Origin of the sequence: Bradyrhizobium sp. 604_D8_N2_3, assembly GCF_051810765.1 — a bacterium.
Classification (GTDB): Bacteria; Pseudomonadota; Alphaproteobacteria; order Rhizobiales; family Xanthobacteraceae; genus Bradyrhizobium; species Bradyrhizobium barranii.
In genome coordinates this window covers 6,767,658-6,791,409 of record NZ_JBPWPM010000001.1, presented here as the reverse complement: position 1 = coordinate 6,791,409, position 23,752 = coordinate 6,767,658, and the positions used below count along the sequence as shown (strand labels likewise).

Genomic DNA, 23,752 nt, shown 5'->3' with positions numbered 1-23,752 from the left:
ACTGGGCGTTCGGGTAGCGGGTAGCAGGACTCGGCAGCCTGCCTCCGGAATGAACCCTTCGTAGGTTTGGAGCGGCAATCTGAGGCGATCGTGGGACACCCGCAGTTATCGGACGGCTATGCGCTTACATTTCTTGCGACCGCCGAATGGTTTCTGACAGTTTGCCGTACCCGGCGGCCGCGTCTGACTTCCAAGCTGAATACGAGGGTTCGATTCCCTTCCCCCGTCCAAACTTGTCGAAGAACTAGCCTGCGAACGATTGTTGCTTTCGACAAGGACTTCCCGTCTGGCGCGCGGCGCGGTCGTGGTTCACTGCCTCTACTTCGGTACGCATTCGACGTTGAAGGCAATGATGATCTGCGCTGGGTCAGCCTGACCCAGGCTCTTCAAGTCTTCCAAACCGCTTCTCATCCTGGCTCCCGCCTCCTTCAAGCGCTCCTCCAGTTTGGACTTCGCTGCCAGGCAGCGCTCTTCACTGGAAAATTCCTGGAATACCACGGTCGGAAGGACCCTCCATTCCGCTCTGTCATTTGTGGCGGCCGGACTAACTGAATACGAGAAGACGTACATCAGGATCCACATCGGAAGGCTCCATCTGTGACGCGACGGCAGTGAAAGCCTGCGCCCTCAAGGCCATCGTCGATAAGAGGGGCACGTCTCGCCTGCGTCGGTGCTTGCCACAGGCCGTGTTAGTGCAGCGCTGCTTAACAAAGGGAGGTTGATCTGGATCAAACAGAAGCCCGATACTTCCATCCTATGAGCCGGGGCTTGTCCTGGCGGGCGCACTATGGGCGGATCACGCCGATATGGATCATTGCGCTTCCAGCCACGCCAGCGTCTCCGCTTTTTGATCGGACGAAAATCGACGAACTTGCGCCGAGACAAAGTGCTTCGCCATCCGCGGTATGGCCTTGAAGAGCTCGCTGTCAGTCACGACGACCACGCGCTTCACCTGTCGATGATAGCCTCCGACGAGCTTGAGCTGTCCCAGCTCGGAAAGGCCTTTGCGAATATCATTAGGCCGGCCAGCTCTCCATTCGCCGCGACAAAGGGATCGATTTCCTGGGCGAGCCGCTCAAAGTTAGCTTTCTCGCGAGCGCCCCTACCGGCGAGAGAGTGAGGATGCGTCGGTCTCGCAGCAACTCCGGCCTGAGAAGTTCGAGGCCGCTCAACTATCGTCGGCTTATTGGGCTGACCGAAAGCAGCCGCAACATCTGTAAACCGGCGCTCTCACCCACCTCAGACATTGCAAAGATGCAGCAACCGCTAGCCATACATAGCCCGCAAAAACGCCCCGGCGAGCCGGGGCTTTGGTTTGCGCAGACTGGAGCGATCAGTATCTCGCCGCGACAGGAGCTTTTCCATACCCGCCGAAGCGATAGTTGAAGCGCACAGTGACCATATCCACGTCTTGGCTGATCCGGTCGTTGAGTACGGCCGCAAGCCGCGGATCGGCCACGGAGAAGGAGTTGTTCGCATGTCCCATCCACAGATGATCGTATTCAACACCGACCGACCAATTTTGTGCGAAGCCATACTCCCAGCCGACACCCAGCGCGCCGCCCCAGCGCGTGTTATCTGCCGAGACCAGACCGATCCCGGTGGTGTTGTCGAATATTGTCAGGCGATTGCTGGTTACGGCCGCGCCGCCCTTCACGTAGAGCAGTGACGCGTTCCACGCCCAACCGAGTTGGCCCGTGAAGAGACCGATGGCGTCGGTCTTAACTGTGGTTGAAAGCGTCGGGTTGAACAGGCTGACGCGTGTGTTGCTGAGGTCGGCCCAATCGCCCTGCGCTTCCAATCCGAACACAAATTGATTGGATTGCCAGCGATACCCGACCTGCCCGCCGACAACGCCACCCGACCGATCCCGGCAACCGCTTGCAACTGTGCCTGCGAGCGTGACGAAATCCACGCAATTGTGGCTTTGGCCCCATCCGCCGTTGGCGCCGATGTAGAAACCGGTCCAGTCATAGATCGGAGCGACCACCGGCGGCGGCGCCTTGGTGTAGGGGCGTGCCGCCATATCAGCCGCCGACGCGGGGGCCGCCATGCTCACTGCCAGCAAGGCCACGCCACTTAACAAAATCTTCCTCATTATTCTCGCTCCATCCACGTTTCACCCGAACGATGCCGGTTCTTTTTTGGATGTCCGGCGTTCCAGCTCGAACCTAGCTGAGCCGACTAGCATTCGATGTGCCTAAGCGGCAACAGTCGGGAAAATTTGGAAATGTGCGCGCGCTCTAGTTGAGTAAGCGCTATTGACCAATCAACGAAGGAATTTGCGTCTTAGAATTTGCGGCAGCGGCGGTTTGTTGGCCCCTTAGCCGAAGGTCGATTGAGCGCGTGTCATGTCGGCTGTCAGGGGCAAACCGGACGCCGATCCAACTTGGCGTCCACCGCTGCTTTTGACCCAATTGAGACATGAGCATTCCATGATTTGTGCAGCGCGCATGAACGCAGTGCACCATTCCCCTCGACGCCTTTTCCTGCTGGCCTGAGTATCTGGAGCAGTCATGTGCAAAGCTTTGGCGAAAACTATGTCGCTCGATGCGCTGCACATATTCATTGACATCTGGTGACAGTGGCCGACATTGACGGCCATGGTAGATAATAGGAGTAGGTGCAATGAGGGCTTACTCAATTGTCGGGCTGCTGTTTGCGGCAGTGGTGTTGGCGACGATTCCAGTCTCGCCGCAGGTTACATCGCGTGGCGTCGTGGAGTTAAGCGTTGATCAAGCGCAGGCCTACACGTATCGGCGCGCCCGCGTGACTGCGCGTCGTGTCGACCGTCGCGATTACCGCCATACGCGTCGTGCCGTGCGGCGTGGTGTCTACTAACGGAGCGCGATGCGCGCCGACAAGGTACGAGACGGTGATCAAAGTGCTCGATCACTCGCCCGCGCCGACGATTGATTGAGTAAATCACTGCGGTTCGTGCATGTCGTTTGCTGCGGCGATGAGTCCAGGTCTGGCCCATCAGCGAAGTGGTGACACGCCTCATTGAGGTCCGTTCAACGAGGCCGACGTGCTTACGTTGAGTCCTTCGCATTTTGACCCATTTGAGACATCGGCCGATCGCAGCCGACGTCCGGTTGGCACGAGGTTTATTTCACAACCAGATGCTTCGTGCGCGCTATGGCGGCAGGCGCGGACGGGGAAATGGTGAACGTCAGCCAGGTATTCCATCCTGACGGACGGTTGGCTGCACCGAATTCGCCGTATCCCCTCAGGCTAAGGGAGCCCTGCATGTCTGCGACCGGGAAGCCGTACCCGATTTGCGGACCGACACCGAAAACGCGTGACCTGAAGCCACCGAGGATCGGGTTCTGGCCGGAATCGTCGGTGATTTGCTGGTAGGCATATCCGACAATGCCGAGGAAAAGCTGCTTGGTGAGGTAGTGCGATGCGCCCCAGTCGAAGTGGAAATCGATGCCGCTCCGGTACAGGGTATCAGGATTCCTGAAATTGTAGGTAAGGCCGGCGACGCCCGAGATTTCGTTTCCTGCCGCCGGGTCGAAATAGGTATAGGCGCCTCCAATGTCGATCGCGCCGTGCCCGAGCCCGATGTTGGGAATCCGCGTCGGATCATAGTCGCCGACGGGAATATTGCCCGTGACGTAAGCCATGTAATTGTCGACGCCATGGCTCCATAGCAGTTGCGCGAATGGCGCGAGGTCGCCGTAGGAGGTAAGTGAGCCTTCGAGCATTCCGGTGCGCGTCATCACAATCGGTCCGGCTATCGCTGTCAGTGTTCCGGCGATACTGGTGGCGGCTCTGCCGTACTGGCCGGACATGCCTACGACCAACTGCCCGCCAAGCACCGCCGTCGTGAAAGTATACGATGGCGCAAGGGCGATCAGGTCGGCCCGCCCGCTCAGACTCAGATTTAGATTAACGTTGACGTTCGCGGGGATTTTGCCGGCCAGGATCTCTTTGGCCGCAGCAGCGCCCCCGGTTGCGGCGACGCAGGAATGGTAATCGATGACACTGAGCGCCCAGCCCGGTGTCTGCTGCATGGCCACGAGGCTCGCAAACTGACCCGGAAACCAGAACGAGCTACCGCCCTGGTCGGCATGCGAAACATCAGCGCAAAGCACGAGAGCAGCAACCGCTGCCGCATAGTTGATGACGCGGCTTCCCGGTTTGTTTGATCTCATTGCAAACCTCTGGGCGGCATTTGCAACCAGTGGCGGCTACTGCAAAGCGCTCCGCGAACCGCGGGGCCCCAAGTTAGACGGCATTCAATACTAGGGCACAAGCAGCGTCGAAATCCGTGACAGAATGGTAACAGCGGGGGATATTTGTATTACGGCGATGACGCAGTCTCGGCTCGACCAAGAGTTGCTTGCGCTGGAGATATTCGGTTTTCTTTGCCGGAGCGAGGTCTTTTCCTGGGTCATCGCGACAAGTGTGGGAGGTCTTGCTGAGGTCTGCTGTTGGCGGCAGAGCCGACTTGATTTTGCTCACCGCAAGTATTGCGGCTCGTGACCCTGGCTGTGTGGAAACGCTGCTGCTTTGCCATGATTCTCTCGTGATTCTGCGGGGGAAGCAGAGAGGCGCTTCGTTGAGCAGGCGGATCGTGAGCAATGGACACTATTGCCTGAATGCCTGAACCCGCTCGCTATGCGCCAACGTCGCGAGACAGTCGAGCATCCGTTCGGCACGATGAATGCACGCATGGGAAGGACCCACTTCCTCACTAGAACGCTCCCAAAAGTAGCCGCCGAGATGGCACTCTCGGTTCTGGCCTGACACGGGTCATCAACATCGTCGGGATCAAGCCGCTGATCTATGTGATCGCGGCCTGAGGCCGAGCCGGTCTTGGCTTGCTATCGGCTCATCTACAAAAGTGTGCTTCTACAGCCAAGACCCTTAGCAAACATCGTCTAGGCATACAGTCAGTTAGCTGCGTATGCTCCGACCATTATGCATTAGGTTCGAATTGAACTGCTTTGGCTCAGTCCTCGTCCTCGGACAGCGCACGGCGCCGGTCTACGGCATCACTCATATCGTGGAGTACCAGAATCGCGATGGCCGCCATGCGCTGCCTCTGTTCGGGATTAAGCGTTTTGTAGAGTGGCTGCCACGCCTCGGCGAGTTTATCCAAATCGGCTGATCGTTGAGCCAATGCTTCCGAGCGCCGCTGCAAGAAGGTGATAGGGTCACGATTGCGCAGGGCTTCGACACGGTTTTCGTCGGCCCGTCTACCCACTGTTTCTCCGATTTTTGCAAGGCGGGCTTTCCGGTCCTCCGCCCTGGCACGAATGGCGCTCTCTACAGCGGGCCAGTATTTCTCCTGGTCAGGTGTCAGCTGCAACGCGGCCTTTACCAGATCAATCCTCATGTCCGTCAGCGTATTCCGGTCGGCTGCATTTAACCGTTCCGGAGTCGCAGAAGAGGTTTGCGAGGTTTGCGCGTTGGCAATCGGGGATGCAGCAAGGAAGAGTGCGGTTGTTCCGGCAACTACTATTTTCAACATCGGCCATCTCCTAGGCGAGTTGCCCCACTCCACAATGGTGACGCACTGCGCGGTTACGTTGATCTAAATCAGGGAACCAGCGCCGCCCAGTGTTCGTCCTTTTACATCTCAGAAATCAATCTCGTATCGAGGGCCGACGGCGAGGCCGGGCACGTTCAGACCTTTGTGGGGTTTGGCCCCTCCAAGGAAGAGGCAGAGAAGAGCGCCCTGGGATGGTGCTCGCATATCAGGTTCGATCTTGAGACCTGCTTGAATTCGGATCGCCTGACCGCTCGCAACTCTCGGTCAGACGGAGGTGACGCCGCACTTGATCTCAAGTACATGAAGGCAGTTGCGCGCATTACCGGCTGCAGTTAGAGCGCGTTCGCGAGCGATCGAACGCGCTTGATCTATATCAAGCAGCTCGTGGCCATCTTGCTGCAGGTAACAGACGACGTAGAGCCCAGGTCAATGTTTCGGGGCGCACCGGAGCGACCGGCATGCCACTGGCGGCATATTTCTGGAAGGTCGGAGCAGTGTTGCTCGCACTGCTCTTTGTTGCAGATTATTGGCTGCCGAGGGCCCCGACCGTCGATCAGGCGGCTGCGGACCGGCCGGCCATACTTATCCACTCAGATCGCAAATGGCCCGAGCGTATTGTCTTCGATACCCAGTCGCCGGTGATCGTCGCCGCTGCGCCCGTGGCCGAGGCGACCGAGGTCGCAACTTCATCGGATGTGGCCGAACCGCCCGTTACCGTCCCACTGAGCCCGGCGGTGGCGAATTCTTTCGCGATGCTGCCGAAACAGGATACACGCCCGCCTGAAACCGTCGATCGCAAGCGACAACGCAAGATGTTGCATGTTGCGGCTCGACCGAGGCGAAACGTCCAGCCGCAGATGCTTCTGGCGGCACGACAAGGACAGTTCGGCTGGTTCGGCTTCAGAACCTGGTGATCGGCGTCCGGATAAGATCCAAACGCCGAGTCTCGCGGCTCCTATTCGTACATCGCACAGACATTTCCCTGCCAACGGAGACACCTGCGCACTGCACGCCGGGTTTGGCGGATCGTCGTCCTTGCAACGCAGACGCCGTTGATCCGCGTTCTGCCCACTCCGCAGGCGGCCGCGACCGGCGTGTTCAGGCTCTCGGATTGGGGAAGCGTCGGGGAGCAAATTGAACACGTCCACCAACAATCACCGTAGCGCCGGTCTTAAGCTGCAGACCGATGGCAGATTTCTGCGCCGCAGCGCCGCAACCAAACAGATCCAAACTCGGGCATTGTTGTTCTTTGGTGCAATGAACTTTAGGACAATACCGAGAATGCACTATCCCTGAAAATCTTGTCACCATGCACGCCCCTAACCCGGCACCGGAATTGCACGGTTACCAGGCCCATCATCACAAGATTAAGGAATGGGTCCAATGCTGATGCATATCACCTCAGTGTCGGTGCCTCATCCGCACTCCCTTTGCGAACTGGGGATACCGACCGAAACCAATCCGATCGTCAGCCTGAGCCAACTTACCTATCGGAAGTGCAACAAGATCTACGGCGAAAAGGAACCCGCCGATTATGTCTATCAGGTCAAGTCAGGCGCGGTACGAAGCTACAAGCTGCTTCGTGATGGCCGCCGGCAAATCGGCGCCTTTTACGTTTCCGGCGATATCTTCGGACTGGAGAATGGAAGCCTGCACCGTTCTACGGCAGAAGCCGTCGTGGACACGACGGTTCGCCTCATTCGGCGACAGAATCTCGATGTAATTTCCGGCAGTGATGGCGCGCTGGCCAAGCATCTGCTCCGCATGACCACCAGCAATCTGAAGCATGCGGAAGACCATATGCTGCTCCTTGGACGCAAAACTTCGATCGAGCGCGTCGCGGCCTTCATCCTTGAGATGGACGAGCGGCTCACCGACGCCGGCATTTTGGCACTGCCAATGTCACGGCGTGATATCGCGGACTACCTTGGACTCAAGCTGGAAACCGTTTCGCGGGCGTTATCGCATCTGCGCAAGCTTGGCATCCTCGGCTTCATCGGTGCCACCCACCGCCAGATCGTACTGTTGGACCGGCAGCAACTCGCCGGCTTCGATCGTCAGAATTGACAGCCGGGTCGAAGCGAAGACCCTTTGCCGTTCCTAATTGAGCGGCCCCGGTGCCATGCCGGGACCTCTAATCTGCGCGGAAGTACGGTTCAATAGCGAGCGGTGACCGGTGCCGAATAACCGCCGAAACGATAGTTCAACCGAAGTGTGACCATGTCCACATCCTGACTGACCCCGTTGCCGAGAAGGGTGATGCCCCCTGGCGTGACCACGCCCGCGAAGGACGTGTTGTCACGCCCCATCCAGAGATGGTCGTATTCGATGCCGAACGACCAATTCGGCGAGAAACCGTATTCCCAGCCGACACCGAGGGCACCGCCCCAGCGCGTGTGACCTGCGGAGTCAGGCCGACTCCGGTGAGGTTGTTGAAGACATCAAAGCGATTGCGCGTCACCGCAGCGCCACCCTTCACATAGAACAGCGACGCTTTCCATGCCCATCCGAATTGAGCCGTGAACAGCCCAATGCCATCAATCTTGCCTGTGGTTGAGATCAATGGATCGATCAAGCTGACGCGTGTGTTCTTGATCTCGGCCCAGTCGCCCTGCGCCTCCAAGCCGAGCACAGACTGGTTCGTTTGCCAGCGGTACCCGATCTGCCCGCCAACAAGGCCGCCCGAACGATCAGCGCAACCACCTGCGACTGTCCCGGCGGGCGTCAGGAAATCCACGCAACCATGGCTCTGCCCCCAGCCTCCGTTGGCGCCAATGTAGAATCCGCTCCAGTTGTAGATCGCCACCACCGGTGCCGGCGGCGCCGCCTTGACGGCCATATCGGCGGCCATGGCAGGCGCCGTCATGCTCAGCGCTGCGAGACTGAGCGGAGTCATCGAAAGCCTTTTCATCGTCCATATCCCCATGCTCAGAGCTCTTTCGTTCAGAGAACGCGAGCTCTTATGAAGTGCCCGACGTCCACAAGTCTAAAGCGATGAGACCTAAGCCCGTAATAAAATGGCAACACTTGAGAGCGGTGTATGTGCACGGGAACGTGCTTATTCCGCGTCGGGACCTGGATCTCGCTCAGCGTTCTATTGTTCATCGACAAGCCAAGCTTGGATGCGGGGCGACGGAATGAGTTGCCTGGGGACGTGCGGATTGATCGTGCCCGCAAATACAACGAGACCTTCGTCGAGCTTTGCACGAACGAATGCCTTGGCCTCTGCGTCCGTAGCGAAGGTCCTTGTTTCCCGAGGGCTCCGCTGCTTCGGCAGCGTGCCGCGTTTACGAACCTCGAAGGTGACATACCAAGTCGGCGTCATCGCACGCACCAACTAACTGCCCTAGCCCAGTCGTTTTCTTGTTTTGGTGCGGGTATCATGAAGCTGGTTGATCTGAATCAAGATAGCGGTTGGTGCTGTCAGTAAACCAGGCGACGGGCGGTAGGGAACAAGGAGGATGTTCGACGGAGTTAACGCACAGCCCAGTTCACCCTTGATGTACGTCAATGTCGCTCATGTGTCCGGGCACACGCTATCGTAAGCCGTAGGAATGCGGCTTCTGCTACCCTTAGGAGGACATCATGAAGGCTAAGATGCGACTTTCGATCAAGTCAGTGACGGTTACAGGAATCGCTGCCAGCGCACTTCTGGGACTTGCAGGGGCCACGCTTGCTCCATCACCGGCCCGCGCGATCGTGTATTGCCAGTACGTCGACTATCCGGTGGGTTGCGTTGCCCGGGCTGGCGTTGCCCTCCGGCCACGGCCCGTTGCGCGCGCTGCAGTCCGTCATAACGTCGGCGGTAATGCCAATGGCGGCGTTAATCGCGTCGGAGTGCGTCGATAGAGGATTTGCCGGCGGGCCCCTAGCCTTGGTGCATAAACCAACATCGTGGCCCGCGGTGGCATTCAACACAACTTTTCGGCCATGGAGCGTCTTCGTTTCGAGGGACTTCTCGGCTTCAGGAGCAGGCCACCAAATTGCTGTCATCTATTTTCCAATGCGTGATGAAGCCGTCTGGTTGAATCGCCGCACGTGGCATCACCTGCATCGATATCGCGATGGACAGCCAATAACCTGATCACCGTCACCCTCCGTTGGTGCCCTTTGAAAGGAAAGATCAATCCGCGTGCAGAATCAGAAAGAGTTTGATCAGGAGTCGTCCGTGAAGAATGCGGATTGATCTGAGAAATAAGCAGAATTTGTCTTGATGTAGTATTCGATTTTGCAGGAAAGCGGGGTGTTGGACCTCGCTTTCTTGCGTTTTAGGATTTTGCTTTTGGGCGATTCGTGATTCCCTGACGGCGTCGTCGACATTGGGGAATGCGATGAGCAAGCCGAGGGATGATCGCCAGAAAGACCTGTTGCTTCCGGCGCTTGATCAGATCATCGACATGGGTCATCCGCTGGTGCGGTTGGCAGCGCTGATCGACTGGAACATCCTGAATGAGCGCTTCAGTTCAGTGTGCCAAGCAGGGTCGGGCCAGCCGGGCTTGCCGACGCGGCTAGTCGCCGGCCTGTTCATTTTGAAGCACATGCACAACCTGTCAGATGAGGTGCTGTGCGCTCGCTGGATCGAGAACCCCTATTACCAATACTTCTGCGGCGAATTGAGCTTCTGCCACCGTCTGCCGTTCGATCGATCGTCGATGACACGCTGGCGGCAGCGGCTCGGCGAGGAACAGCTCGTCGCCCTGATCCAGGAAAGTCTTTCAGTGGCGCACAAGACCGGCGCCATCGGTCCCAAGGACCTGGAACGGGTGGTCGTCGATACCACAGTGCAGCCCAAGGCGGTTGCACATCCGACCGACGCGCGGCTGCTGCATCGAGCAATCACCAAGCTGGTCGGGCTCGCCAAGTGCAACCGTGTGCCGCTACGCCAGAGCTATCTGCGCCTGGCCAAGCGCGCCGCCATCATGACCGGCCGCTATACCCACGCCCACCAGTTCAAACGCGCCCGGCGGCAGCTCAAGTTCCTGCGGACACGGCTTGGCCGGATCATCCGCGACATCCGCCGCAAGATTGATGGCGATACGGTGCTGGAAGCTCGCTTCGGCCCGTTGCTCGGTTTAGCGCAGCAGGTGCGCAGCCAGGATCAGCATCAGCGCGGTCCGAAGGTCTATGCGTTACATGCTCCGGAGGTTGAGTGCATCGGCAAAGGTAAAGCCCGCGCGCCCTACGAGTTCGGCTGCAAGGTCAGCATCGCCACCCCTGTGACGTCTCCGAAGGGCGGCCAGTTCGTGCTCCATGCCAAGGCCCTGCATGGCAATCCCTTCGATGGGCACACGCTCGGTCCCGTAATCGCCGACATGGAGAAGCTCACCGGGGTGGAGACTCGCCGTATCCACGTCGACAAAGGATATCGCGGTCACAACCACCCGCATCGGTTCAGGGTCTGGATCTCGGGTCAGGTCCGCCGCGTCACAGCTTCCATCCGTCGCGAGATGAAGCGTCGCGCGGCTGTCGAGCCTGTCATCGGCCACGTCAAGGCCCAGCACCGCATGGACAGAAATTATCTCAAGGGACGCCTCGGCGACCGCATCAACGCTGTTCTCGCCGCCGCCGGCTATAACTTCGGTCTGCTGCTGCGATGGCTCGCAGAGCTCTTGCGTGTCATCATCCGAGCCTTCTTCGAGACCGTCCCGGCTCGAAACACCGCTTGAGCCGGGCGCCGCCGCCAGTTCTTCACGAACGACTCAGGAGGCAGCCGTTTGGACCGCCTCCTAGTCGTCTCCTTGCTGACTCGGTGTGCCGGGCGTGCGATCAATTCCGCTAGTCTGCAGCAGATCAGGGTGCCATAACGTCGCTGGTATGCTGACGCGCCGAAGTCGATGCCCGCTTCACCGGCTTTCGCGTGTGTTTTACGGGCAGCGGAACGGCAAACCGTTGGTGCCTGCGACCAAAGTCCCCGATGTGCAGGCCATGCCGGTAGGAGTTATGTACCAGCAATTGCTGGAGCTGGCCGTGGACGCCGCATAGTAGGCGTTGGCTGCCCGAGCTCCGCCTGTGTAGTAAGGGCCGCCTCCCCATCCCCAGTTGGGAGATGTAGCCGCCACAGCAGCAGCGCCGCCGACGGCGGCCGCGCCGGCGACGCCAGCGCCGACTACCTCGGCTCCATACCGGTACGCAGCCCGTCGGTCTTGCAGGCGAGCAACACCTGCAACGCTCATTGGGGTCAGTGGTCGACCGACCCGTGCTTGGGCACTCTCGACTGACATAGAGACACCGCGTTGTTCAGACCAGCTAAACGAGAACAGTGCCGCGCATGCGACAGTTGAGCCCGCAATTGCAAGTTTTGTTAGATGCATCTTTTTCATGAACTTGCTCCATTACTGGCTTGCCCCATGCTGAAAGAATTCTGCCTCACCGCCGGGTGGGCATTGCGCTAGAAGTAGCGAGCGTCAGCGAGGACATTAAGCTCGCCGTTCAGAGACAGGGTTACTACATGCGCAAGCTAACGGACTTTAAGAAGCGGTAGTCCGCAAAGCGCACGTGAAACCTCTACAGCATCACAACCAACCAAGCCGCGATCATCGCGCTGTTTCGCGTCGTCAACCGCTATGCCGGCAACCTCGCACCGATGCCGGTCGTGTTTCCGGGTTACCCGGCAACACTGACACCGGCCGCGAGCTGGCCATGATGCGCTGGGGCATGCCGCCGCCACCAAAGTTCGGCGGGCCACCGGTCACCAACATCCGCAATGCCGTCACCGCACTGGCCAGGCTGCCTGAAGCCGGAGAACCGCCGCCTTGTCCTGGCTAACAGCTTCTCCGAGCAACGTCCGCTGCCGGATGACGCGCTGAGGATCGTGGCGCGTGGCGCCGAAGGAGAACTAAGGCCGTCAAGTGAAAGTCGCCGTCGATCGACCTTACCGATCCCCAAGAGCTGCCCGCAAGAGTCTTGAGATCGCTACGCAGTCCAGCTCGGCAAGCGCGCGGCATCGCCGATTAATTTCTTGAAAGCCGAGCATTTCAGGCGCTCTAGGTCCCGTTCTCCGTCCGCCGCACGCGCCAGAAGATGTTCAGCAATTTCAAGCGCCGAAGCCGACTTCCGCTGATGGAAACGGGCGTCAAGCAGCACCTCGTCCAACGCGCGGCGCAATGTGGCTATCGTGGATGGATCGTAGCTCATGTCGGTCGTGTAGCCGACGCTGACAACAGTGAGATGACTGCCAAAGGACGCTGGGTCCGTTTGGCCTCTTTACGGCCGCGGTCACACTGAAGATCAAGAATTGTCCGGATTTCATACCCGTTCAGTCGTTTGGTTGTCGCAGATCGATGCACCTACAGCGCCGCAGGCCTCCATCAGCGGATTTTCGCTTCAGCGCCAGCGTATGCGGCTCGTGCGAGATCGGATCGAGGGGCGGGCTCTCCAGAGGCGTCAGCCATCTCAACCCGAGTCGTCGCGCCCCTGTCCGATCTAGTAGGCGCGACGAGGCTGCCGATAGGCTGGTTCCCGTGGCACTTGTGCGTTTGCAAAATATGGATTGGTAACGCACATGGCGGAGAGGCCCGATGCATTGGCGTGGCACTGCGCCATCGAGCTATAGCCGCAGTAGAAAGTTTCGCCTCCGCCCCAGTACCAACGTTGTAGGCAGATCGGAGCATTCCCGCCATATGTTTGGGCCTGAGTTGGCGCGGCCGCCAAAACCGAGATCGTTGCCCAAATCGCCAAAGTTGGAATGCGCATCAGAATTTCCTTACGGATCGACTCCATCGCATCAGCGTATCGAAGCCAGACAAAGCCCATTGCTTCAGATCAATTCACATTCGCGCGAGTGGCTGGGGCTACGGCTGTGGTGGTTCAACGCTGCAGCGGGCGCCACCTCGGGCTTGCTCGCCAAATGAGGGGCGAAGATGGGTTTCCGCGCGGAAAGCTGACGATGATTGATGGGCGGCAGCGCGAACGCCACGAGTTGATCTTTGGGGCAGGGTAATCCGGTCAAGCCAGAGCCGCAGCGCCACCGGATCCCCCGCGAGCGCCGCCGCAAAATCGCCAGCGCGGGGGGGGCTCCGGGGGCGTTGTTGGGGCGGCGGCTGTCAAACCATGCCGCGATTTACGTGCCAACCGGTCTTGTCGTGATGGCGCTGCGAAACGCGAGAGGCGAACTAACGGTGGAAATGGTTTGCGTACCCTCGCCGACGCCCTGAATGGTGAGGTCGCCATAGTTCAAAAGGCGGCCAAGAACGCTTTGATTGACATCGACGCTCTCAACCTTGTCGAGGCGCATCTCAAAGGTCCGCCTCTTAATGAAACCGGCCTTGTGGACGACCCGCATGTTGGTAACGTCGGTCTCGGTGGTCCAGCGGTGGAACCAAGCCGTCGCCGTCCAGTACAAGGCCGCAAGCCCAGCGACCGCCGCCAATACCAAGTAAACCAACGTCAGCGCGTCGACGGCGACCAAGCGCCACAGCACCAGAAATGCGACCGCCGCGATCCACGCCCCGATTGCAGGCAGAAAGTACACCCAGTGTTCGTTGGTCGAATACAGCACCCTTTCGCCAGGCTGTAGGATTTCGTCGATATAGCGCCCCATACGCCTACCCGGAGTTTACCTATCACCGCGGTAATATGCGCCATTTTAAACGGAGAAAGACTTTGATCTATCTCAAGCCTTCCAACGGCCAGCGCCGGAAGCTCGCATGCTTTCACACGAGAGCCGGACCCATCCCCTGCCGTGAGAGGTCGGGATGTTTGGACGGTTAAGGGAGGTGCAGAATGATCAGGTTGATTGCTATTGCCGGCTTCGCCTTATCGGTCGCAGTATCGGCGCAAGCCATGACACCTGCGCCGATTACTCCTCCGCCCAACGGCATGATCACTGAAGTCGCTGCTGCCTGCGGCGCGGGTAGGACACGAGTTAACGGTGTGTGCGTCGCAAGAACCACCGTCCGCCATACCCGTCGAGCCGTCCGCAGATGTGCGACCGGAATGACTTGCTAGCGCGCCGATGGCTTAAGCGGTGCAACCACGAAGGCTGAGACGACCCGAAACTGTCACTAGCGGCATTCTGCAATCAAGGTTGCCCGAAGCCGCTGATGGAGCGGCTGCTGGGTGTGATGGTCGCCGCACATGATCCAGATCAACGCTGTCGCTCGACTGCCGAAAAAATTGGCGCATGGCAAGACGGCTTTCCATTATCGAAGTGGGGGCGATTGCGATTATCGTTCTCAGCGTGGCTGTACTCGCCTTCGTCGGGTTTTCCATTTGGGCAGAATTATGAAGGCCGGGGTGCGCCGAGACTAACGCCATCCTCCACGCGCTCCCGGCGCACCGCCTCGCTCGCCGAGTTCTTCGACTTGAGCCACGTCTTCGATAGTCCGCCGTCCGCTTCGACACGATCCCTTCCAGCCCCATCTGGCAGAAGTGCTTGAAGATCGTCGGGCCGCCGCCGGTCAGGTGTTCGTTGAAGCGGATGGCGCGCGACTGTTGAGCGCGAGCCACACCACGTCCTTTTTCTTGGTCTGTGGGTTCGTAGAGTTGGCACGTCGCGTCATTTCGCTGTGCTAGGCATCCGTCGCCACGACGACACAGAACAGGCGTCAAGGGTGAGGCCATTAGAAGGCCCTACAGCGCGCCGCCAGCGCCGGGCTCCCGGACACCGGCAAGCCGCACCAGTTTTCCAGCCACTGGCTTAGTCGTGAACGGTCGGGGCCAACTCCAGACCATAGCGGCTTCGGCCTGCTTTCTCTCATCCGCGGAGTTGCGTGGCAAGAACACTCCAAGAAACCCGTGTGAGACATGCCGGGGCGGTCTGACTATGTCCGTTCGCCGGGGCGATCTCAACTGATCGACGCAACACTTTATCTTAGAGGAAAAGATGGAGTGTTGGATGGAACGGAGATTTCATAGAGGTTTCACTGCGGCAGAAAAGACGGAGTTATGGGACCGGTGGAAGCGCGGGGAGTCACTGAAGGCGATCGGGCGAGCTTTTGGTAAGCAGTCATCGTCGATCTATTTTCTAGTTGCTCCGCATGGAGGGTTTCGTCCTGCGGAGCGGCGTCGCTCCAGGCTGGCATTGACGCTTGCGGAACGCGAGGTGATTTCCAGAGGCGTTACGGCACATCAATCGGCCCGGTCGATCGCCAAATTACTTGGCCGCTCCCCATCGACGGTGAGCCGGGAAATGAGCCGCAATGGCGGCTATGACCGCTACCGGGCGACACTTGCGGACGAGAATGCCTGGGCACGATCCCGTCGTCCAAAATGTTGTAAGCTGGCGACCAATCCGCGGCTTCGGCAGGCAGTGGCAAGGAAGCTCAGATTAGATTGGTCACCCGAGCAGATAGCCGGTTGGCTGAAGAGAACGTATCCTGAAGACGAGTGTAATCAGGTGTCACACGAGACCATCTACCGCAGCCTGTTTGTCCAAGCGCGTGGCGTGCTCAAGAAAGAGCTGCTTAGTCATCTTCGATCGAGGCGTTCGATGCGCCGCTCTAGGCCGGTTGATCCGAATGGCGATAGACGGGGACACATGAAGGATGCCGTCTCAATCCGTCAGCGACCGGCTGCGGTTGAAGATAGGGCTGTGCCTGGCCATTGGGAGGGCGATCTGTTGTCCGGGCCGAACAACACCTACATCGCGACCTTGGTCGAGCGTCAAACGCGTTACGTGATGTTGGCCAGGGTGGCAGGCAAGGACACCCGGACTGTAGTCAACGCGCTCATCAAGCAGGCGAAGAAGCTACCTAAAGAGCTGTATAAGTCCCTGACCTGGGACCGGGGCAAGGAACTGACGGATCATCGGCGCTTTACGATGGCGACCAACATCGATGTCTATTTTTGCGACCCGCAAAGCCCGTGGCAGCGCGGGTCGAACGAGAATACCAATGGCCTGCTCAGACAGTACTTTCCAAAGGGCACCGACTTGTCGGTGCATTCGCAAGCCCATCTGAACAAAGTGGCTCGTCAGCTAAACGAACGACCACGTGAGACCTTGCAATTTGAAACGCCAGCAGAGAGATTTAATGCCTGTGTTGCGTCGACCGGTTGAGCCGGCCGGGGGGGGTAGACTGGAAGAGAACGGCACGCGGCCACCGCAAGGTAGCAAAGGCCAGAAAATTCATAACTACAAAAAAGCCCCGGCGAGCCTGGGCTTTGGTTTGCGAAGGTGGGTGAGATCAGTATCTGGCCGCGACCGGTGCGCCGTATCCACCGAAGCGATAATTCAACCGAAGCGTGACCATGTCAACATCTTGGCTGACCCCGCTGCCGGTGAGGATGAACCCTCCGGGAGTAACCACGCCTGCGAAGCTGGCATTATGACGCCCCATCCAGAGATGGTCGTATTCGATACCGAGCGACCAGTTGGGCGTGAAGCCGTACTCCCAGCCGACACCGAGGGCGCCGCCCCAGCGTGTGTGGCCTGCCGATGCCAGGCCGACCCCGGTGATGTTGTTGAATATATCGAATCGATTTGCGCGTCACGGCGGCGCCGCCCTTCACGTAGAGTGCCCCTTCTGCAACATTCGCCAAAAAAGGGATCGCGCGACTGTCCGCACCGGCATCTATTTGTTGTGTGGGTAGAGCGTCCGGCTAGGGTCAGATTCGGTAAGGGGTAGTGGGCAACTTCAGGGGAGATTGATGCTGAAATTCGTAATTGCGGGTGCTGCGTCTTTGGCTTTGGTGGGAGCGGCAGTTGCCGCGGATCTGCCTCGTCCGCAGCCCGTCGTCCAGACCGCGCCGGTTGGTAAATATCCCGTCGGCAAAACTCCAGTCGGCAAATACCCGATCGGCAAGGCTCCGGCGCCAGCTCCGTTAGTCACCAAGGGCTAATCCCGAAGATTGAAGCGCCTTCGGCCCGTCGGGGCCGGAGGCGTTCACCTCCAGTAATGTTTAGCTTGGGCTGTGTTGGGCCCAAGAAGGGTTGAACGTGGCAAGGGTGATCTGGGAATACCGCGATCTGCGATTTATTGTCGGAGTCGCAATCTTTGCGGCTTCCGTGGGAAGCGCTAGTGCACAGCAACTCGCGGCGCGTGCTGATGTTCAGCAGCGACCGGACACTTCCCCCAAGACCTCAATCAACTCCGCTACGAAAACGGCCGCAGCTGCGCCAGGCAGCCCGCCAGCCACGTCGGATGCAAAGCCGGCCCGGGTATCTTCAGTTAAAGGACCCTACTACGTTGATTTTCGTGCCCGCACTGCTGCATCCTACGGACACGCATTTGTCTGGTACGGCAAGACGAGCCAAAGGGCGGTCGAAGTTGCCGGCCTGCATCCAGCAGGCGACACACTGCCGTACGTATTGGGACATCTCATGTTTGTGCCTTCTGAAACGGGCGCGAGCTACGGCGACCTCGATGAGCAATATTTGACAGCCAGCTATCGAGTCTACTTGAATGAGGCTGACGCCAAAAAGGTATTTGCTTACATCAAACGTCTTCAGGCGACCTCGCCGGTGTGGAACGCGGGAACAACCAACTGCACCAATTTCATCGGTCGCATAGCGAGTTTTATGGGTTTGAAGGCTCCATTCCATTTGTTGAAGCCTGAAGAATACATAAACAAACTCAGAGCGCTAAACGGTGGACGTCAAACGGTGCAATTGGTTGCCGACCGGTAGACCCCGGGAAATGGCGGGCCAAACTCGAGGTGCCATCCGAGCTTGCGTGATGGCGTATCAACGAGCCGGACGGGATGAGCGCGTCGCGTAACGTGTATCGCGATGGCGGCATACACACGGGGCCGCACTGCTCGGCCAGTCTCGCCTAACCGAAAAGGCCGCCAACTGAGGCGGCCGCGGAGGAGCAATGTCCAAGTGGCGGCCTAATCTTTATCTGTCCAGCATTCCAAGGAAACTCTACTGGTCGCGCCCGTGAAGCGGTTTCTGTGTTCGAAGCCTTGCCCGATTGGCTCGTAGCGGAACATCCAGCCGCCAACCAATACGGCGAACACAGTGGCAAATGAAGGCCAGCGGCGCTGGCCCGTCTGCCATTGCAAAGGCCCTCAAGATAGGCCACGCGTCAGTTTATCGCGCGCTTGCGGAGTGATCGGTTGCGCGCGCGTCCCTGCAACGGAAACTTGGTGCGGCCTCGGGGGAGGGCAAAATCCCATGGAAAGCATGCTACCAGGACTGTCTGTGGATCTCGCCCCGCAGCCGACCTGAACCCGAACCTGCCGAAGACCTTCAACATTGATGTGTTCTCGGGCAGGACTTCCGCCGTCAATTCCTTCAGTCCCGTTTCCCTCGTGATGTCGACGAGGTGCCGCATTAGCATCGAGCCAACGCCGCGCCCCTGCCATGCATCGACCACCATGAAAGCCATCTCGGCCCGGCCGGGCTCGGAGACAATATATCGGCGGCCGCCAACCACAGCCTTCCGGCCTGCTTCCTCCGCGCGCGCAACCAAGGCGATTTGATTCTTAAAATCGACGTCCATGAAGAAGGCGCGCTCCTTGTCGGAGAAATGGCGCTTCATCGCAAAAAATCGGCGCTGCAACGACTGCGGGCTCGCTTGGTCTAGTGCGGCGAGCATGTCGGCCTCGTCCTCCGGCCGAAGCGCGCGAACTTCGACCGGACTGCCGTCGCGCAAGTGCTCTCGTGCACTGGTGACCGACATGCGGACTCCGGTGTCGAGAGGCCGGGCGACGCACTTGCCCGATCCCGCCCAAGGGCCTCCCGGCCGGTCGTGGTCGCTTGATCTGGATCAAGACCTCCGCGCGAGAGGGGGAACTAGCTCACTCACCCGCAACATGCGTGGCCAAGGCTGAAGGCGCGTCCGTGAGAACACTCCGCCAGATCATCTTCGGAGACGAGGTCATCCAGCTTGTGATCCGGCTGGGGTTGCTCGCGGTCCTGATCGTCTGGACACTGCTCCTGATCCGTCCGTTCGTGCCAATCCTGGCCTGGAGTGTCGTGCTCGCCGTCGCGCTTAATCCGGTGTTTCAGCGCCTTGCCAAAATCCTCGGCGACCGGCCGAAACTTGCGGCAGCGATCCTAACCCTTATCAGTCTCGCCGTTGTCATTGGGCCCGCGACGTGGCTCGGCATGGGCGCAGTCGACGGGATCAGGGATCTTGCCGGCCAAATGACCGCCGGCGAGGTGTTGGTTCCGTCGCCACCTCAATCGATCAAGGATTGGCCACTCGTCGGGCCTCGGCTCTTCGATCTCTGGGATCAGGCCTCGACCAATCTGCGTTCGCTTCTGCGCGAAGTGGTGCCGTATCTCAAGCCCTTCGCGACGACCTTGCTCGGATTTGCCGGCAATGCCGGTGTGGGGACCGTGAAGTTCCTGCTGTCCGTGGTCGTGGCTGGCGTCGTGTTTCCATATGGCCCGCAACTCGTGGCCGCGGGTCGTGACTTTCTGTCACAGATCGTGCCCGACCAGAGCGAGCACTTTCTGGACCTCGCGGGTACCACCATCCGTGCGGTCGCGCAGGGTGTGATCGGCGTCGCGATCGTCCAATCCTTGCTCGCCGGCATTGGGTTCAAGCTGGCCGGTATCGCCAGCGCGGGACTACTGGCGTTCGTGGTGCTATTGCTGTCGATCGTGCAGATCGGCGGAACGATCGTCATCCTGCCGGTCATTATCTGGATCTGGACTGACAAGGAATTCCCGATCGCGCTTCTGCTGACGGTGTTTCTCGCGATCGTATCTGTGCTCGACAACATCCTAAAGCCGCTCGTCATGGGGCGAGGCCTGACCACACCCGCGCTCGTCATCCTGATCGGGGTGATCGGGGGAACCCTCGTCCACGGCATCATCGGCCTCTTCATCGGACCGATCATTCTGTCGGTGGCTTGGGAGCTGACGGTTGCCTGGATCCGTACCGAACGCGCTCCGCAGCGGGGAGATGTTGGCTATGGGCCGCCGCGCTCTCTTGATCTGCATCAAGGCGTCTCATCATCCCCTTCGCCGGATAACAATCGCTGACCGACGAAACCAGGAGCATGGCCGAGTCCGCCATGGGAGCACGCGATGGCAGTCCAGTTCCTCGGCACCGTCATCAGCGTGATCAACAGTGATCAACATAGAGCTTCTGCCAGTCTCCGAAGGTGATGTCTTTGGCTCCGCGCTGCCCGCGAGGGGCGATCTCGGCGGGCTTCGCCTCAGAGGCCTGCTTTTGCGCCGCGGCGTTCTGGACCGAAGCTGGTCCGGCAATGGCCGCTGCGAACAAAATCAACAGGAAGGTGCGAGCGTGCCCGGGCCATGGCGTTGAAGGGGCGTTGATCATGGTTGCGTCTCCAGGCGCCACCCTCCGTAACTATTTATGCGCGTTGAGGGATTTTTCGACGAGCGGTGACCACATCGGAATTGTGTCGGTCGAGCCGACGAAGAAATGCCCCTCATTGCCGAAGGGCGGCATCAGATGATATCGGCCCTGCCGCCGGCCGCAGTGAAAGCCTCATGCATGCGCTTCAACAACGCCGGGCCAAAGAACGTCTCGATATAGAACCACAGCATGGCACCCGCGAGGTAGGGCCGAAATCCGCGGTCGCTTCGACCAGTCTGTCCGGCGCGCAGTTGTTGTTGGGCTTGCCGTCGACGCGACCGCCGCGACCTGCTGCAAAGGTGATGATCGCTGGAGACGGACATTGTCTTCGGCGAGGGCCGGCAAGCCGAAGGCGGCAAGGAGAACCAAAGCCGTCAAGAGCGGTCGGAAGATTGCGGCCAACTGCGTACGCATCGTCGCCTCCGTCAGCCGTTATAAGTGAGCGCCACGATGATCGGGCCGAGCACAGTCAGGACGACGTTGCCGATGGCGTAGGGCACTGCGACGCCGAGTACTGGGGTCTGACTCTCGGCGACTTCGCAGGCTCCGGTCACCGCAGCATCGACGGTCATGGCGCCGGCCAGCGCCCCGCAGGTGATGACCGGATTCATGTGCAACACATAGCGCGCAAACAGTGTCGCGACGATCAGCGGCACCAGCGTGACGACCAGGCCCATGCCCACCAGCAACGCCCCGTGCGCCTGTATCGCAGCCCAGGCCGCGGCTCCGTTGCCGAGCCCGATGGCTGCGATGAAGCCACCGAGCCCGAGATCGCTCAGTGTCTGCTGTGCCGCGCGTGGTAACGCTCCGATGGTCGGCCGGCGCGACCGCATCCAGCCGCAGACGAGGCCAGCGATCAGCGCGCCGCCGCCGCCGCCCAAGGTCAGCGGGATGCCGCCGACCCTGAGGCTGACGAGACCCGCGAGGAGGCCCGCGGCGATGCCGGTTGCGAGAAAGGCGATGTCGGCGCGGTCGCCGGAGCGCAGGATCTGCCCGACCTTCGTGGCGGCACGCTCGATGTTGCGAGTGCTGCCGACGAGCGTCATGACGTCCCCGACATAGACGCGGGTGTCCGGGCCCAACGGGACCTCGCGGCCCATCCGGGTCAGCGTGCGGAGATAGACGCCGCGTGCGTCGTTGCCGACGCGTTCAGCGATCTCCTTGATCGATCGGCCATGGAGATGGCGGCTGTCGACGAGGACGTCGATCACATTGCCCGGAATTGCCTTCAGGATTTCGTCGGCATCGATTTCCTTGCCGATGACCGGCTTTGCCGCGACGAGGGCAGCGGTTCGCCCGGCGACGACGATGTCGTCGCCGGGTTCGAGGATGCTGTCGAGGCGCGGCTCGATATCGGCTCCCTGCCGCACGATTCGCTCGACGACAGTGCGGCTGCCGATTTCCTCTTCGACGTCCTTGACCGTGCGTCCCGCGGCGGCCGAGACCCGGTAGGCGCGCGCCTGGAATTTGCGATAGTGCAGATTTTCACTCTGTGGCGGGTTGCCGCCGGCAAGCTCCGCCTCCAGCTTCGCCGCCTCCGCCTTCAAATCGATCCGCATCAGTTTCGGTGCGACAAACGGCACGTAAAGGAGCGTGAGAATATAGCCGAGGACATAGGTGACGGCGTATCCAGCTGCGATGTTTGCTTCTTGCTGCTTCAAAGCATCACCGGACAAGCCGACTTGCGCGAGCGCTCCGGACGCCGTGCCGATGATGGAAGATTGCGTCAGCCCACCGGCGGCAAGTCCCGAGGCCGTGCCCGGATCGAGCTTGAACGTGAAGGCAAATATCAAAACGAGGATGAGACCCGTGCCGCCGAGCACGAGCGCCATGGCGACCTGCGCCAGGGTGCGGATGCTCAAGGAGGCGAAGAATTCGGGGCCGGACCGGTAGCCGATCGTGAACACGAACAGGCTGAACAGAAGCACGCGCAGCAGCGACGGGAATGTAAAGGTTCCGAGCTGACCGATGAGCACGGCCACCACCAGGATACAGGCTGTCGTTCCGATTGAGAAACCACGAATCTTGGCTCGGCCCAGCACCGTGCCGATGGCGATGGAAAGCAGCAGGAAGATTTCCGGAGCGGTGGAGATCATCCACCTGACGGTATCCATGGCGCATGCCCTCCAGCCATTTGCGCCGAATCTGAATCGTGAAACCCGGCGACGCTTGATCTAGATCAATCCTCGCCGACGGCACGCCTTCGCCTTTTGAGCCGTGCAGGATTCGGGACAGTCGACGTCTCGGACATGAGCACGATGGACATCGTCACTGCTTCGTCGGCGCACCGCGACGATCGGGTACCAGTCGTGTTCTGCTTTGGGTCTACCGGCTTGGTCTGCATGGACGGAGCTTGGTATCGCTGTGATCGCTCCCTTAACCCTGCTGCCTGGCCGCGAAGCCGACCTCAACGAGGCCCGTTTATGAACGCGCCGTCCGATCGCTCGACAGCGTGCTCGGAGAGGGCAACGCGGGGCAACCGTCTGATCCAAAGGAAGGGCATCCGACCGCATCGTCAGCCGGGCGGCCATGACGTGAACCGTTTCATCGCACGCCGGTCGGCCGCCAGCTGCCTCGGACATCAGACGAATCAAGTTCGCCTGACCTACTCACCCTACAAGAGATTCGCGCGCCACGCGGAGTCCGGGGGAAACACCCCGCAGTTATTCGACCTATTCACAGCGTCTTGACTCCGTGCGAATCGATTCGGCCCCCTTTGATGTGATAGCAAAGCTGTTTTGTGATGATGCTGCTGCTGGTCGGAGTAAGCGCGGTGCAAGCCCAGCAGTCGTGCATGCCCTGCTCGCTGCGCACACCCGGCTTGCTGTACGAATGCGTCGATAAGAACGGAAAGCTGCAGCCTGCTGGACCAACGGCAGCGCGGCAGACAAAACACTTCGACCAGTGCATGGCGCGCGGCGGCTCAGGTTACAAGTGTCTCGATGAAGCAGCGAAGGTGAAGTGAAGCAGCGGAGTGTCTGCCGAAGGGCTGATGACTGCTCGATAGAGCTACAATCGCCGCAACTCTGCGGCC

21 protein-coding genes and 6 pseudogenes are annotated in these 23,752 nt (G+C 59.7%); 11 read left to right on the top strand and 16 right to left on the bottom strand.

Features of this window, described 5'->3' with window-relative positions:
- Positions 1–318: 318 nt before the first annotated feature.
- The 4 genes from AB7245_RS32635 to AB7245_RS32620 all read right to left on the bottom strand — a co-directional run bounded on the left by AB7245_RS32635 (position 319) and on the right by AB7245_RS32620 (position 4,160).
- Positions 319–582, bottom strand: a complete 264-nt coding sequence (locus tag AB7245_RS32635; RefSeq protein WP_038945657.1) for a hypothetical protein — start codon at positions 580–582, stop codon at positions 319–321.
- Between the two features lie 229 nt (positions 583–811).
- Positions 812–991, bottom strand: a complete 180-nt coding sequence (locus tag AB7245_RS32630) for an STAS/SEC14 domain-containing protein (RefSeq protein ID WP_049808091.1) — start codon at positions 989–991, stop codon at positions 812–814.
- 342 nt (positions 992–1,333) lie between these two features.
- Positions 1,334–2,098, bottom strand: coding sequence for an outer membrane protein (locus tag AB7245_RS32625; RefSeq protein ID WP_038953383.1), 765 nt, complete (start codon positions 2,096–2,098; stop codon positions 1,334–1,336).
- Positions 2,099–3,107: 1,009 nt separating this feature from the next.
- On the bottom strand, positions 3,108–4,160 hold the full coding sequence (locus tag AB7245_RS32620) for a SphA family protein (RefSeq protein WP_439034230.1): 1,053 nt from the start codon (positions 4,158–4,160) through the stop codon (positions 3,108–3,110).
- Positions 4,161–4,617: 457 nt separating this feature from the next.
- On the opposite strand from AB7245_RS32620, the pseudogene AB7245_RS32615 reads away from it, so the two are divergent.
- Positions 4,618–4,811: pseudogene (locus AB7245_RS32615) on the top strand (IS5/IS1182 family transposase); the annotation flags it as partial.
- Between the two features lie 149 nt (positions 4,812–4,960).
- Here the strand turns inward: AB7245_RS32615 and AB7245_RS32610 are convergent.
- Positions 4,961–5,482 (bottom strand): Spy/CpxP family protein refolding chaperone, encoded by a 522-nt coding sequence (locus AB7245_RS32610; RefSeq protein ID WP_038945733.1) that lies wholly within the window; start codon positions 5,480–5,482, stop codon positions 4,961–4,963.
- 479 nt (positions 5,483–5,961) lie between these two features.
- On the opposite strand from AB7245_RS32610, the gene AB7245_RS32605 reads away from it, so the two are divergent.
- Together AB7245_RS32605 and AB7245_RS32600 are read left to right on the top strand one after the other, a co-directional pair.
- Positions 5,962–6,417, top strand: a complete 456-nt coding sequence (locus AB7245_RS32605) for a hypothetical protein (RefSeq protein WP_439034231.1) — start codon at positions 5,962–5,964, stop codon at positions 6,415–6,417.
- Between the two features lie 469 nt (positions 6,418–6,886).
- Positions 6,887–7,570, top strand: a complete 684-nt coding sequence (locus AB7245_RS32600; RefSeq protein ID WP_038945731.1) for a helix-turn-helix domain-containing protein — start codon at positions 6,887–6,889, stop codon at positions 7,568–7,570.
- Positions 7,571–7,659: 89 nt separating this feature from the next.
- Here the strand turns inward: AB7245_RS32600 and AB7245_RS32595 are convergent.
- Positions 7,660–8,414: pseudogene (locus tag AB7245_RS32595) on the bottom strand (outer membrane protein).
- A gap of 183 nt (positions 8,415–8,597) precedes the next feature.
- Positions 8,598–8,828 carry a hypothetical protein gene (locus AB7245_RS32590; protein ID WP_231142774.1) on the bottom strand — a complete coding sequence of 77 codons (231 nt, stop codon included), beginning with the start codon at positions 8,826–8,828 and terminating at the stop codon, positions 8,598–8,600.
- Between the two features lie 260 nt (positions 8,829–9,088).
- Here AB7245_RS32590 and AB7245_RS32585 point away from each other — a divergent pair, with 260 nt between their 5' ends.
- Complete coding sequence (locus AB7245_RS32585; RefSeq protein WP_085398219.1) at positions 9,089–9,352, top strand: hypothetical protein; 264 nt, start codon at positions 9,089–9,091, stop codon at positions 9,350–9,352.
- 482 nt (positions 9,353–9,834) lie between these two features.
- The gene (locus tag AB7245_RS32580; RefSeq protein WP_354102949.1) at positions 9,835–11,169 is read left to right on the top strand and encodes an IS5 family transposase; all 1,335 of its coding nucleotides are present in this window, start codon (positions 9,835–9,837) and stop codon (positions 11,167–11,169) included.
- Positions 11,170–11,636: 467 nt separating this feature from the next.
- Here the strand turns inward: AB7245_RS32580 and AB7245_RS32575 are convergent.
- A pseudogene (locus AB7245_RS32575) lies at positions 11,637–11,823 on the bottom strand (hypothetical protein); the annotation flags it as partial.
- A 263-nt stretch (positions 11,824–12,086) separates the two neighbouring features.
- Between AB7245_RS32575 and AB7245_RS32570 the strand changes: the two are divergent.
- Positions 12,087–12,299, top strand: a pseudogene (locus AB7245_RS32570) (SOS response-associated peptidase); the annotation flags it as partial.
- Between the two features lie 116 nt (positions 12,300–12,415).
- Here the strand turns inward: AB7245_RS32570 and AB7245_RS32565 are convergent.
- The 3 genes from AB7245_RS32565 to AB7245_RS32555 all read right to left on the bottom strand — a co-directional run bounded on the left by AB7245_RS32565 (position 12,416) and on the right by AB7245_RS32555 (position 14,042).
- Complete coding sequence (locus AB7245_RS32565; RefSeq protein ID WP_038946060.1) at positions 12,416–12,637, bottom strand: hypothetical protein; 222 nt, start codon at positions 12,635–12,637, stop codon at positions 12,416–12,418.
- A gap of 288 nt (positions 12,638–12,925) precedes the next feature.
- Positions 12,926–13,195, bottom strand: coding sequence for a DUF3551 domain-containing protein (locus AB7245_RS32560; protein ID WP_080586689.1), 270 nt, complete (start codon positions 13,193–13,195; stop codon positions 12,926–12,928).
- A gap of 367 nt (positions 13,196–13,562) precedes the next feature.
- Positions 13,563–14,042, bottom strand: a complete 480-nt coding sequence (locus tag AB7245_RS32555; RefSeq protein ID WP_231142771.1) for a PH domain-containing protein — start codon at positions 14,040–14,042, stop codon at positions 13,563–13,565.
- Between the two features lie 1,296 nt (positions 14,043–15,338).
- Between AB7245_RS32555 and AB7245_RS32550 the strand changes: the two genes are divergently transcribed.
- Entirely contained in the window at positions 15,339–16,499 is a 1,161-nt protein-coding gene (locus AB7245_RS32550) for an IS30 family transposase (RefSeq protein ID WP_231142770.1), read from the top strand.
- Positions 16,500–16,626: 127 nt separating this feature from the next.
- Here the strand turns inward: AB7245_RS32550 and AB7245_RS32545 are convergent.
- Positions 16,627–16,954 (bottom strand): annotated as a pseudogene (locus AB7245_RS32545) (outer membrane protein); the annotation flags it as partial.
- Positions 16,955–17,089: 135 nt separating this feature from the next.
- Between AB7245_RS32545 and AB7245_RS32540 the strand changes: the two are divergent.
- Entirely contained in the window at positions 17,090–17,281 is a 192-nt protein-coding gene (locus AB7245_RS32540) for a hypothetical protein (protein ID WP_080586686.1), read from the top strand.
- Positions 17,282–17,447: 166 nt separating this feature from the next.
- Entirely contained in the window at positions 17,448–18,068 is a 621-nt protein-coding gene (locus AB7245_RS32535; protein ID WP_371498122.1) for a hypothetical protein, read from the top strand.
- Between the two features lie 400 nt (positions 18,069–18,468).
- Here the strand turns inward: AB7245_RS32535 and AB7245_RS32530 are convergent, their stop codons facing one another.
- Positions 18,469–19,065 carry a GNAT family N-acetyltransferase gene (locus AB7245_RS32530; protein WP_084795028.1) on the bottom strand — a complete coding sequence of 199 codons (597 nt, stop codon included), beginning with the start codon at positions 19,063–19,065 and terminating at the stop codon, positions 18,469–18,471.
- Positions 19,066–19,226: 161 nt separating this feature from the next.
- On the opposite strand from AB7245_RS32530, the gene AB7245_RS32525 reads away from it, so the two are divergent.
- Positions 19,227–20,378: an AI-2E family transporter gene (locus AB7245_RS32525; RefSeq protein WP_084795347.1), complete on the top strand. Its 1,152-nt coding sequence runs from the start codon at positions 19,227–19,229 to the stop codon at positions 20,376–20,378.
- A gap of 82 nt (positions 20,379–20,460) precedes the next feature.
- On the opposite strand, the gene AB7245_RS32520 is transcribed toward AB7245_RS32525, so the two are convergent.
- The 3 genes and pseudogenes from AB7245_RS32520 to AB7245_RS32510 form a co-directional block, all read right to left on the bottom strand.
- Positions 20,461–20,679 (bottom strand): hypothetical protein, encoded by a 219-nt coding sequence (locus tag AB7245_RS32520; RefSeq protein WP_187387978.1) that lies wholly within the window; start codon positions 20,677–20,679, stop codon positions 20,461–20,463.
- A 30-nt stretch (positions 20,680–20,709) separates the two neighbouring features.
- A pseudogene (locus tag AB7245_RS32515) lies at positions 20,710–21,028 on the bottom strand (dienelactone hydrolase); the annotation flags it as partial.
- Between the two features lie 115 nt (positions 21,029–21,143).
- Entirely contained in the window at positions 21,144–22,832 is a 1,689-nt protein-coding gene (locus AB7245_RS32510; RefSeq protein ID WP_063981895.1) for an aspartate:alanine exchanger family transporter, read from the bottom strand.
- 629 nt (positions 22,833–23,461) lie between these two features.
- On the opposite strand from AB7245_RS32510, the gene AB7245_RS32505 reads away from it, so the two are divergent.
- The gene (locus AB7245_RS32505) at positions 23,462–23,683 is read left to right on the top strand and encodes a hypothetical protein (protein WP_063981896.1); all 222 of its coding nucleotides are present in this window, start codon (positions 23,462–23,464) and stop codon (positions 23,681–23,683) included.
- The last annotated feature ends 69 nt before the right edge of the window (positions 23,684–23,752 follow it).

Bases quoted from the DNA above. Each gene is read 5' to 3' on its own strand.
- AB7245_RS32635 (WP_038945657.1), bottom strand. From the start codon at position 582: ATGTGGATCCTGATGTACGTCTTCTCGTATTCAGTTAGTCCGGCCGCC.
- AB7245_RS32625 (WP_038953383.1), bottom strand. From the start codon at position 2,098: ATGAGGAAGATTTTGTTAAGTGGCGTGGCCTTGCTGGCAGTGAGCATG.
- AB7245_RS32620 (WP_439034230.1), bottom strand. From the start codon at position 4,160: ATGAGATCAAACAAACCGGGAAGCCGCGTCATCAACTATGCGGCAGCG.
- AB7245_RS32610 (WP_038945733.1), bottom strand. From the start codon at position 5,482: ATGTTGAAAATAGTAGTTGCCGGAACAACCGCACTCTTCCTTGCTGCA.
- AB7245_RS32605 (WP_439034231.1), top strand. From the start codon at position 5,962: ATGCCACTGGCGGCATATTTCTGGAAGGTCGGAGCAGTGTTGCTCGCA.
- AB7245_RS32600 (WP_038945731.1), top strand. From the start codon at position 6,887: ATGCTGATGCATATCACCTCAGTGTCGGTGCCTCATCCGCACTCCCTT.
- AB7245_RS32590 (WP_231142774.1), bottom strand. From the start codon at position 8,828: ATGACGCCGACTTGGTATGTCACCTTCGAGGTTCGTAAACGCGGCACG.
- AB7245_RS32585 (WP_085398219.1), top strand. From the start codon at position 9,089: ATGAAGGCTAAGATGCGACTTTCGATCAAGTCAGTGACGGTTACAGGA.
- AB7245_RS32580 (WP_354102949.1), top strand. From the start codon at position 9,835: ATGAGCAAGCCGAGGGATGATCGCCAGAAAGACCTGTTGCTTCCGGCG.
- AB7245_RS32565 (WP_038946060.1), bottom strand. From the start codon at position 12,637: ATGAGCTACGATCCATCCACGATAGCCACATTGCGCCGCGCGTTGGAC.
- AB7245_RS32560 (WP_080586689.1), bottom strand. From the start codon at position 13,195: ATGCGCATTCCAACTTTGGCGATTTGGGCAACGATCTCGGTTTTGGCG.
- AB7245_RS32555 (WP_231142771.1), bottom strand. From the start codon at position 14,042: ATGGGGCGCTATATCGACGAAATCCTACAGCCTGGCGAAAGGGTGCTG.
- AB7245_RS32550 (WP_231142770.1), top strand. From the start codon at position 15,339: ATGGAACGGAGATTTCATAGAGGTTTCACTGCGGCAGAAAAGACGGAG.
- AB7245_RS32540 (WP_080586686.1), top strand. From the start codon at position 17,090: ATGCTGAAATTCGTAATTGCGGGTGCTGCGTCTTTGGCTTTGGTGGGA.
- AB7245_RS32530 (WP_084795028.1), bottom strand. From the start codon at position 19,065: ATGTCGGTCACCAGTGCACGAGAGCACTTGCGCGACGGCAGTCCGGTC.
- AB7245_RS32520 (WP_187387978.1), bottom strand. From the start codon at position 20,679: ATGATCAACGCCCCTTCAACGCCATGGCCCGGGCACGCTCGCACCTTC.
- AB7245_RS32510 (WP_063981895.1), bottom strand. From the start codon at position 22,832: ATGGATACCGTCAGGTGGATGATCTCCACCGCTCCGGAAATCTTCCTG.
- AB7245_RS32505 (WP_063981896.1), top strand. From the start codon at position 23,462: ATGATGCTGCTGCTGGTCGGAGTAAGCGCGGTGCAAGCCCAGCAGTCG.